Origin of the sequence: Pelosinus baikalensis (genome assembly GCF_020819555.1) — a bacterium.
Classification (GTDB): Bacteria; Bacillota; Negativicutes; order DSM-13327; family DSM-13327; genus Pelosinus; species Pelosinus baikalensis.
Map to the genome: position 1 here is coordinate 1 of NZ_JAJHJB010000079.1, position 8697 is coordinate 8697.

General features: G+C 40.0%; 16 protein-coding genes. 1 reads left to right on the plus strand and 15 read right to left on the minus strand.

From position 1 onward, the window contains the following. The 7 genes from LMF89_RS24510 to LMF89_RS24540 all read right to left on the minus strand — a co-directional run. Nucleotides 1–317 (minus strand): ParB/Srx family N-terminal domain-containing protein (locus tag LMF89_RS24510; protein ID WP_229537445.1); only part of this gene is annotated, 317 nt, incomplete at its 3' end. A 19-nt stretch (nucleotides 318–336) separates the two neighbouring features. Beyond that, complete coding sequence (locus LMF89_RS24515; protein WP_229537446.1) at nucleotides 337–489, minus strand: hypothetical protein; 153 nt, start codon at nucleotides 487–489, stop codon at nucleotides 337–339. Nucleotides 490–691: 202 nt separating this feature from the next. After that, complete coding sequence (locus LMF89_RS24520) at nucleotides 692–868, minus strand: helix-turn-helix domain-containing protein (RefSeq protein ID WP_369412715.1); 177 nt, start codon at nucleotides 866–868, stop codon at nucleotides 692–694. Nucleotides 869–1041: 173 nt separating this feature from the next. Beyond that, the gene (locus LMF89_RS24525) at nucleotides 1042–2034 is read right to left on the minus strand and encodes a hypothetical protein (RefSeq protein WP_229537448.1); all 993 of its coding nucleotides are present in this window, start codon (nucleotides 2032–2034) and stop codon (nucleotides 1042–1044) included. 119 nt (nucleotides 2035–2153) lie between these two features. Then, nucleotides 2154–2477, minus strand: a complete 324-nt coding sequence (locus tag LMF89_RS24530; RefSeq protein ID WP_229537449.1) for a hypothetical protein — start codon at nucleotides 2475–2477, stop codon at nucleotides 2154–2156. A gap of 131 nt (nucleotides 2478–2608) precedes the next feature. Beyond that, nucleotides 2609–3187, minus strand: coding sequence for a sigma-70 RNA polymerase sigma factor region 4 domain-containing protein (locus LMF89_RS24535; protein WP_229537450.1), 579 nt, complete (start codon nucleotides 3185–3187; stop codon nucleotides 2609–2611). 86 nt (nucleotides 3188–3273) lie between these two features. Beyond that, complete coding sequence (locus LMF89_RS24540) at nucleotides 3274–3546, minus strand: DUF2292 domain-containing protein (RefSeq protein WP_229537451.1); 273 nt, start codon at nucleotides 3544–3546, stop codon at nucleotides 3274–3276. 92 nt (nucleotides 3547–3638) lie between these two features. Between LMF89_RS24540 and LMF89_RS24545 the strand changes: the two genes are divergently transcribed. Then, nucleotides 3639–4097, plus strand: a complete 459-nt coding sequence (locus tag LMF89_RS24545; protein WP_229537452.1) for a CBO0543 family protein — start codon at nucleotides 3639–3641, stop codon at nucleotides 4095–4097. Between the two features lie 307 nt (nucleotides 4098–4404). On the opposite strand, the gene LMF89_RS24550 is transcribed toward LMF89_RS24545, so the two are convergent. The 8 genes from LMF89_RS24550 to LMF89_RS26450 form a co-directional block, all read right to left on the minus strand. Beyond that, entirely contained in the window at nucleotides 4405–4668 is a 264-nt protein-coding gene (locus LMF89_RS24550) for a LysM peptidoglycan-binding domain-containing protein (protein ID WP_229537453.1), read from the minus strand. After that, nucleotides 4622–4840, minus strand: a complete 219-nt coding sequence (locus tag LMF89_RS24555) for a hypothetical protein (RefSeq protein WP_229537454.1) — start codon at nucleotides 4838–4840, stop codon at nucleotides 4622–4624. The genes LMF89_RS24550 and LMF89_RS24555 overlap by 47 nt, the downstream gene beginning before the upstream one ends. Before the next feature lie 5 nt (nucleotides 4841–4845). Continuing rightward, nucleotides 4846–6261, minus strand: coding sequence for a DUF5651 domain-containing protein (locus tag LMF89_RS24560; RefSeq protein WP_229537455.1), 1416 nt, complete (start codon nucleotides 6259–6261; stop codon nucleotides 4846–4848). An 84-nt stretch (nucleotides 6262–6345) separates the two neighbouring features. Further along, nucleotides 6346–6597 carry a hypothetical protein gene (locus LMF89_RS24565; RefSeq protein WP_229537456.1) on the minus strand — a complete coding sequence of 84 codons (252 nt, stop codon included), beginning with the start codon at nucleotides 6595–6597 and terminating at the stop codon, nucleotides 6346–6348. A 2-nt stretch (nucleotides 6598–6599) separates the two neighbouring features. Next, on the minus strand, nucleotides 6600–7106 hold the full coding sequence (locus LMF89_RS24570; RefSeq protein WP_229537457.1) for a Holliday junction resolvase RecU: 507 nt from the start codon (nucleotides 7104–7106) through the stop codon (nucleotides 6600–6602). Nucleotides 7107–7108: 2 nt separating this feature from the next. Further along, nucleotides 7109–7363: a hypothetical protein gene (locus LMF89_RS24575; protein ID WP_229537458.1), complete on the minus strand. Its 255-nt coding sequence runs from the start codon at nucleotides 7361–7363 to the stop codon at nucleotides 7109–7111. Between the two features lie 52 nt (nucleotides 7364–7415). Beyond that, complete coding sequence (locus LMF89_RS24580; RefSeq protein WP_229537459.1) at nucleotides 7416–8447, minus strand: LvrA C-terminal domain-related protein; 1032 nt, start codon at nucleotides 8445–8447, stop codon at nucleotides 7416–7418. A 77-nt stretch (nucleotides 8448–8524) separates the two neighbouring features. Further along, nucleotides 8525–8686, minus strand: a complete 162-nt coding sequence (locus LMF89_RS26450) for a DUF6166 domain-containing protein (RefSeq protein ID WP_369412716.1) — start codon at nucleotides 8684–8686, stop codon at nucleotides 8525–8527. Nucleotides 8687–8697: the final 11 nt, after the last annotated feature.

Genomic DNA, 8697 nt, shown 5'->3' on the forward strand with positions numbered 1-8697 from the left:
GCAATTCGGTTATCAGCAATCAGATCGGCCCATTCTTCGGCCTCTGTTGCATAATTTTGACGATCTACAGGTACTTGTCCTAAACCCAACCATTGGGCCGCTAGAAGCCGTCCATGGCCGCGTACGACAAAACCAGAGCGAGTCGACACCGTTATTGGTGCACGCCAGCCCTGGTTCTTTATGATCTTGGCCAGTAATTCAATTTGTTTTTGTGGATGCTGGTTTGGATTGCGCGGATTTGGGACTAACGTTGTTATGTCAGCTAAATCATTATAAGCGCAATGTACTGGCACGCCAGATACAGTAAATTCACTCATACATTCTCCTTTTTATATTTTATTTACTCTTCTTAATATCTATTTGATATTCACTTCCATCGGGAAGCTTCACAATAAAGCCGCCATCTTTAGTTATAATATCAGCATTATTGATACTATCGAAAATGCCATACATCATATGTCCCATTAAATCTTTAACTCTTTTATCCATCTGCATTATCCCCTTTTCGTTTTAGCGTTGTTGTATTAATCACTTACTACGCCTTTAAAGTCAAGGGTTTTTAGCAATGTATACTTGTTATCTTTGGTCTCAAATCTTAAAACAGTCCTATCTTTACATTTAGCCTGCTTCAAGTGAGTTGTAGTGCGCGTGCATTCGCTTTCTTGGTTGTACACACAGTCTGTATGGCATTTCAATTTATCACCTCATTTTGCGCATAAAAAAAGAGCCTTACAGCTTCTTCAGATTCCTGCACACCTTTTTTAGTTGTTTTATCCCTGGACCATCCATGACGTTTTCGCCAAGATTTTACGGTTTCGACAGACACGGCGTATTTAGCAGCAATCTCTTTATATGGTATACCAAGGATGTAATCTCATTGGGCTTGTTCATGTTTTTTTGCCATTATTTCATCTCACCACCTCCACAATTAAGGAACTATTTTTATCATCCTCTATCCTTAGCTAAACAATATCAACACCTTGTATGGATATAAAAGACGACACCATCAAAGTGCCGCCGCTAAAATTATTTATTTTTCTTTTATAGGTTAGGGAGTTTTTTCAATGCTTGGTCAATCAATGATTGTGAAAGGTCATTAAGATTACTACTAAGTGCTTTTTCCGATGCATCTCTTGCTGGCGTGTTAAACAAAGTACCTGCTCCGTATCGACTTTCTTTTTTATCCATAAAAATATCATTAAAGATCATTTTTCCATTTTTAGTATCATACAAATATGAATTCATGGTTGCATCCGTCTGCCAATACATCTTCATCTCAAAAGTGAAAAAGGCAGTACCAGTAACTCTCTCAATTTTATTAAACTTTAAAATATTAACTAAAACATACTCATATTGATATTTTTCCGCTGCGGCGGCAAAAGCATCATTACTTAGCTGTTTGTTCTTTACATACTCATCTTTTATATAGTCAGCTAACTCATCTTTATTTTCTGTGACAAGTGACCGAGATAAATATTTATTAGTAATAGCCTGGTTAAATGGATCAACAACATGAAAGTATTCTACAAATTGATTAAAATCGAAGGTTTTCTTCTTAATTACATGTTTTGCGTCGAATTTTGCTCCAGGAGCAAGGTCTACTATCGTCACAACTCCCATGACCGATCTGTCTTTAGCCGATTTATTCATTACCTTAAATCCGCTTTTTATGACTTCAAGCAGCTTATCCTGATACACAATAGCCTTTATTTTAACCCAAAATACCATGTTCTGTCCGTTAAATGTACGAGATTTATCTAATACCGTAGTTTCTATTACTTCAGACGTAAGTGATTTAACTTGTTCGTCTTTGAGTTGAAGATTGCTCACTAAAGTTTCAGATTGTAAATAGGTTCCGACTTGTTCGAGAGCAGCTCGTTTAGCAATTAATAAGGCAGCTTCTTCACCTTGAGAAGGGGAATCGTACTCTGAAGCAATATAGGTGCCTTCGGTAATTATTTCTTTTGAATCAGCATAACAGGGTAATATAATTGCAAAGACCAAAAGCATAGTTAATAAGATTATTTTACGCATGAAAGATACCTCCTATTGTATATGTAATATTTTCGGAAAAAGGGAATATTATCCTTCAAATTCATTGTAATAAAGACCCTTTGAGGTGCTTTATTACAATGAATTGATATCTCTATATTTTATTTTATAAAGCTGATTATACCGATTACAATCAAAATAGGTGCCCAATACTCCACACGGATCCAAAACAAACTATGTGTTGAAACTAATTTAACTTCCTCACCGGTCTTAGGGTCAAGTAATATTCGCTCCGAATTCTGATTTAATCGCTTTCCTACAAACCAAACAGGTATAGCAGCAATGAAAAGTGCTAATAATACTGGCCACTTATTAAGGCTATAGTATCCTTTAAAGAATACCGCATCAAAAGATGATTGCACTATCAAACATACCAGAATAGTAATTATAGGGACTATAAATCCATAACCTCTCCAAATAAGCATAAGTTCCTCCATCAAATAATTTATTATTTCAGGTTATATTTTTCGACATTTTCCATCCATTTCCTTTATTTATATTATTACTAATAGTAAAACCGCCCCTAGCGGGACGGCCTAATAGTCTTCACATTTACTTACACTACTATCCTATCATAAAAACCAGCCCCATGTGCGTCCATTTTGCGTCCACTTTGTTTTTGGAAGCAAATCGTGATATATTTTATAACTTTATAATGAATAGACCTTATACGTTTTTCAGTACAATGAAACATGTCTGCTATACTGCGATTTGACCTACGCCATGAATATTTCATTTCTAAAATACGCTTTTCCTCTTCAGTCAATCGGTTAAAAGCCACGTCAAATGGTGCCATCCACTCTCGTATTTCATGAATTCGGTATCTAATGCTAATTAATCTCTTATATTTATCTGGTAGAAGCTGCTGTGCTTTCTGTGTTGCATTCTCTAGCTTTTCAATCATAGAGGCCAAGGGATCACTACAATTACTACCACCACCTGGTGAATAACCATATTTGGCTGTCATTTTTGGGGTGTCCATCATACATTTTATTGTTTCTTCCATCTCACGGATATCACCTAATAGAATGACTTCAATACCTCGCAGTTGCTCTAATCTAGACTGTTTATGATAATATTTTACAAGCACTTTTCCTATTAATGTTTCCCATGGTTTTATTCTTTTCGCTTGCATGTTCCCACACCCCACTCATAAAATATAAAATGCCGACACTCCTAGTAATCCCAGGTAGTGTCGGCTTCCGTTCGTCGGTCAGCCAATTATTCTTTTTTCTCCGGACGAATACTCTGCCGTATATCGACTCGGGTGACTTCACCGTTTTGTATGATAAAATCTACATTCCCAAACTTTAGGGAATCTAGCTGGTGCTGTGCTTTCTTTATCTGCTTAATAAGTTCATTGCTTAATGTCATACTTGTCTCCTTCAGATATTGATCTCCTCGCTTAGCAGCTGTACACATTGCTGCTACTAACAACCCAACTAAGCAGCCAATAAAGGCGGCTGGATATAACCAGGCTATATGGATATACATGTTATTTTGCCCCCGCCCTTTTTATCCATTTGCATAATTAAAATACTTAATCCTAATAATATCTTTTGACAGTCTCTTAAGGAGCAATTAATATGGACTTTTTTTATACCCGTTTTTTAATATCATGGGCTTGTTGGCTAATTTTTGCAGATAGATCACGCTGGAAGGAAATGGTCCCAGTTTGTGCCTTTGCATTATGCTTAAGTTTAATTAGCGACCAAATTGTCGAATGGTATGTAATCTATTGGGAGTATTACGGAAACGAACCAAAGATTATAAGGGAGCTCATGGACGATTTTGATGTTTACATTATTGTTACCTATCTCTTTATCCAATGGCTTCCTAAAAAGCAGTCATACTTTATTATGTTTTATTATTGGTTTGCTTGGACTGCCTTGGCGATTACTATAGAATATATCCATGTGAAAACGGGACACATGGCTCATTATAACGGATGGACGTTTTGGCACTCTTATATATCTGACTGGATATTATTTTGGTTATTTTATCAGTACCATAAATTTTTTCAATTAGAAAAGTTATCAAAATAATCTATCCCGCCCTCCCCAACATAACCTCTCTCCTACCATCCAAACTGGTTACACCGCACTTTTAATATGCAGTTCTAAATAACAGATTAATCACCTTTATTCACTTTGGAACATATTATGTAATGTAACTGCCTCCTAAGTTGTTACGGGTCCCTTACTAGCTGCTCTAAAGAGCAGCCAGTTTTTTTACCGCTCATCTCCAGCCTATATATATTTCTATTAACCAGCATCCTACTACTGACAGTTCTCATATCGTTCAACAACTTCTCTCCCATTTAAAGCTCTCCCCCTTGAAGGCGCTATTTTTCTATTCCCACCGATTTATTTCTAAAACCAACCCCGCCCACACATCACTCTCACCAATCACATCATAATTTAATTCCCTGATCCCCTCGCGGAACTCCGCAACCTGTCGAGGATCATCGCCCTGGCAATACTGCTCAGCAATAGACTGCAGCGTGTCACCAGGGCTCACGGTATATTGAACTGCAACTAGAACCAACACCAGAATAAACTGTTTCATTTCAAAGCCCTCTCTTCCTCTGCGGCCCTCTACGGCTCTTTGTTTCAACCCGCCCTTGCAATGATACTCCACTAGTACTATTCCCGCCCCTGACGACGTCTAGCGCTCCAGTGACAATCCTCTCGCTAGAAGCATGAGGGGCTAATCGTCGCCCCTTGATCATCCACCCTATCAAGCTACTAAATACTGCATACTCTGCTTCCGTACGTTGTATAGCCATTCTCATTACACCAATAGCCTGCATGGATCTTTACAATCACGGCCAATATTCTTGATATTTCTTAGATCTGGTGCGACGTTTAATTCCCTCAATTTCGGGGTAATAGGGCTGCTCACTGGTGCATTTTCTTCACGCGATTGGTATGGCTCCCGAATCACAAAATACCGATTCGTCAACAATGTTGCTTCTACACCATCACTAGGATCAGGGATCTTGTCCACCTGACGATCAGCAAAAACTGTACTTTGACACTCGCGGCAACGTCCTTTCGTTCGACCACCTGGAAAGCCATTATACATATTAGCAAAATACTCAGCACCGCAAGAGCATTCAATACGATAGCGCTCCTGCTCGGTGGTGGAAGTAGTTTGAGTTTGTACCACTCCCGGCTTACTCCATTCAATATCTTCCAAGCCAGACACACGCATGGCGACAACTTCCTGCATATCGATTGCCACAAATTCGTCATCTACGAACTTGGCACAAATACTCCGTGAAAAGCGACTTGGACGCTTAATTTCAGTTATGAGACATTCTATCATATGTTTGGGTAGGTGCATTACAGTTTTTAGACCATGGTTGAGTACTAACGTGACAGGCAGACCATCATCCTCGCAATCGAGATCCTCTTCCGCTGCACCACTCTTCTGAACCCCACTACTCTCAGTAAGCAAATCATACTTAACCTGCAACTCCTCAAGCTGCTTTCGTAATTCCTGTGCTTCTTTCGCAAACCGATCCCAGTCACTCCGAATAAACGCCACAATGTCACACATGCTCGGATTAGCAGGACCATCACCGTTCGGATGCAGGATATCGTTAATCACTATTTTCAGCCGATCATACTCCGAAACTCTAAGCTGCAGTGCTTCTAGCTCTGCACCTATATTTGCAAACTCAGGCTTTTCGATGAGTCCTGGTGTATCTGTCTCAGGTGCAAGGTCACTAGCATAGCTGTATTGGCATTTCTCTTGCGCTTCCGGATCAACTGGCACTACATCATACTTGGACAAAACCCTACGTGCTGCACACTCTTTATAATCTGCCTTGGTGCATGTTTTGCAACTATGCTCAATCACAAATCCATACCAGTCTTGGAAATCTTCTACGTCAATCGGCAGCGTGCTTTTTAACTGCAGCATGTCCTTATTGGCTTGGATGGCTTCTGGCGTAGCCATAAACATGATTCTAAGTTTGGAGATCGATACCATTAGATTTTCCTTGGCCTGCTCATCAAGATAGCCTAGTCGTATGTCTGCTGATTTTTCGAGTCTAGTCCGTGCATGCCTGAGCTCAGAAAGAAATTTCTTATCTACGTTCTTCAAACCAGAGTACAATTCAATGACTTTCTCAAGCTGCACCCTGAGCGTCATAAGTCTTACCAGATTCTCTTTTTCATCCCGTGATAAATATTGATTCATTCTCCCCCACTCCAATCAATTTTATTTAAGTTCGTTTTTCTATACGTGCTCACGAGGCACTCATAACATTTGATAACAAGGACATTACTCGCCACTGATAACAATTATCGTTGACCTTCCATTATCGGCATAAGAACAATTACCACCAACACTGACACTAAAGGCTTCACCAACCCCGGTCTTAATAACAGCTGCGCCTGAACTATTCTCTAGCAGTGAAATGATCTCGCTATAGTCATTACTTTCAGCTTTTAGAAGACCACGTTTTTTGACCTCTTCAAGCAAATCTTCATCACCGAACTCATCCAGATCAACATCAACACTGACAATGGCCACTTTCACCCCACCTTCCTAAACAGCCGATCCACTATCGGCAAATAATCTAAACTCTGAGGCACCTTCCATTCTGGTGAAAAATCCTTGATATGTATCGATGCAGCCCCGCCCGCTTGCCATTCATCCAGACCATACTCCCAAACTTTCCATGGTACCGCAAAGTACCTTCCACCCTTGAAACTAACAAACACGAAGGAGATTCCCCCCGTCTTATAATGCCGATCAAGAAACTCTTGTTGATGCTCTTTCAGCTCCGCCCAGCGAATCCGATCAGAAGACAAACACTCCTTTGCATCAAAGGCAATGGATTGTCCCTTATAGCTCCCTAGAAAATCCACGATTGACTTATTTTCCACCTTTGCAGATATGATCTTCCCGCCCTGGCGAATAGGTATCCACTCCGTTGGCACTTTAGTTATAATTGCTTTGCCTCTGGCCTTATATATTTCATTCACCATGATGATCGACTCTTCAAAAGCCTTACCACGGTTTGCATGCGCATATCTCACATCTACACCTCCGTCTCAAACAGCACCAAGGTACCTTCTTTCACAGGTACCGCAGTTGGAAATACTAATATCTCCCCTCGCTGGTTCTGAATCACACGAAATCCTTTATGATACTGCTCTGCCATCTTAACAGCCTTTTCAATCTGGCTGCGAACCTCCGGACTAACAGCATTTTTACTCTCCTTACGCTTCTGGCAATGAGAGCAAATATTCTCCACATTATCCGTTAACCGACCACAATGCACACATGGTCCCACAATTAACCCTCCTAACATTTCCCAGAAAATAACAAATACAAAATGATCTTATTTATGCTACATCAAGCCTCTTCTTACAACTGCATTCTGTCATTGCACCAGCTGGATCTGCTTTATCTACTGGTATACATCCTACTCCACGACATTCCGGACAATCCGGTGAAAATACTGGAGCATATTCTTTAAAAGCTCCACTGGACAAAAAAGTCTGTGGCATCTTGATATAATCCAAATCAACCTTTTCAGATTTGACCTTTATCGAGTACTTCTTAGCAGCTCTTACAAGGTCATTAGGAGGTATCCCCTTCTGCATAAGCTTGTTCCATGCTTCCACCGCCTTATTCATACCCGATCGTCGAGGATACTCATTCCAGAAAATCATAAAATCAGTATTGGGTTTTATTCCATTGTCAGAATTATCCATGCCACTAAAGTTATCCACAGATTTTTCAATAGACAACGGATCGACATGAGTGGTCTTGTTAAGGGAATCAGGAATCATGTTAAAGGAATCAGCCCGATTAGTACTGTGCATTACTAGATTAGTACTGTTCTTGTCTGGTGCTTGTACCGTACTTGTACCAGAGTCCTTCGAAGGCTTGATTTTACTGGATTCTTGCTTTTCGAGTACACTACTAGCACCCTCCTGCTCTGATGCTACGACTACACCTTGCACAATACCACTCTCATTATTAAACTGTTCTTGTATGTTACTTGTACTATTTATGCATGGTGCTTGTACTGTACTTGTACTGTGCAAGTCTGGTGCAGGTATAGTACTAGGCTTTTCATTTCTATGAGGATTTTGGTGTTCAATAAAGGTTAAAATCTGTATGTACCGTTCTCCATTTACTTCATAACGAAGAATAAATTTTCTATTTGACAACTCCTGAAGCAACGAATCGATATCACAATTATCATAAGGTAATACTTCTATTTTTATTTTTTTAGGCCGATCTTCAAGCCGTCCTTCCCGATCCGCTATAGTCCAAAGACCAGCGAATAATAGCCTTCCAAGCGGCTCAATTTCTGCAAGTTCATCATTCGTAAAAAATCCTGGTTTAATATTTCTAGATCTGGCCAACCATAACCACCACCCCTGTGTAAATCATGTCTACTCCCCCTAATAAGGGGCGGCTCCCACACCGCCCTCTCATCACACTATGATGCAGTCTTATGCTGCTTTAACCATTTCCTTATTTCCTTACCTTTTATCGTGGCGCCATCATAAGGCACCCTAACTATAAAATCCCATTTGAATATCTGGTGCAGCTCTTCTGCTGTCTGCCGATCCGTAAACATAGCCAAGATATTAAGAGCCAGCTCAGCAGGTC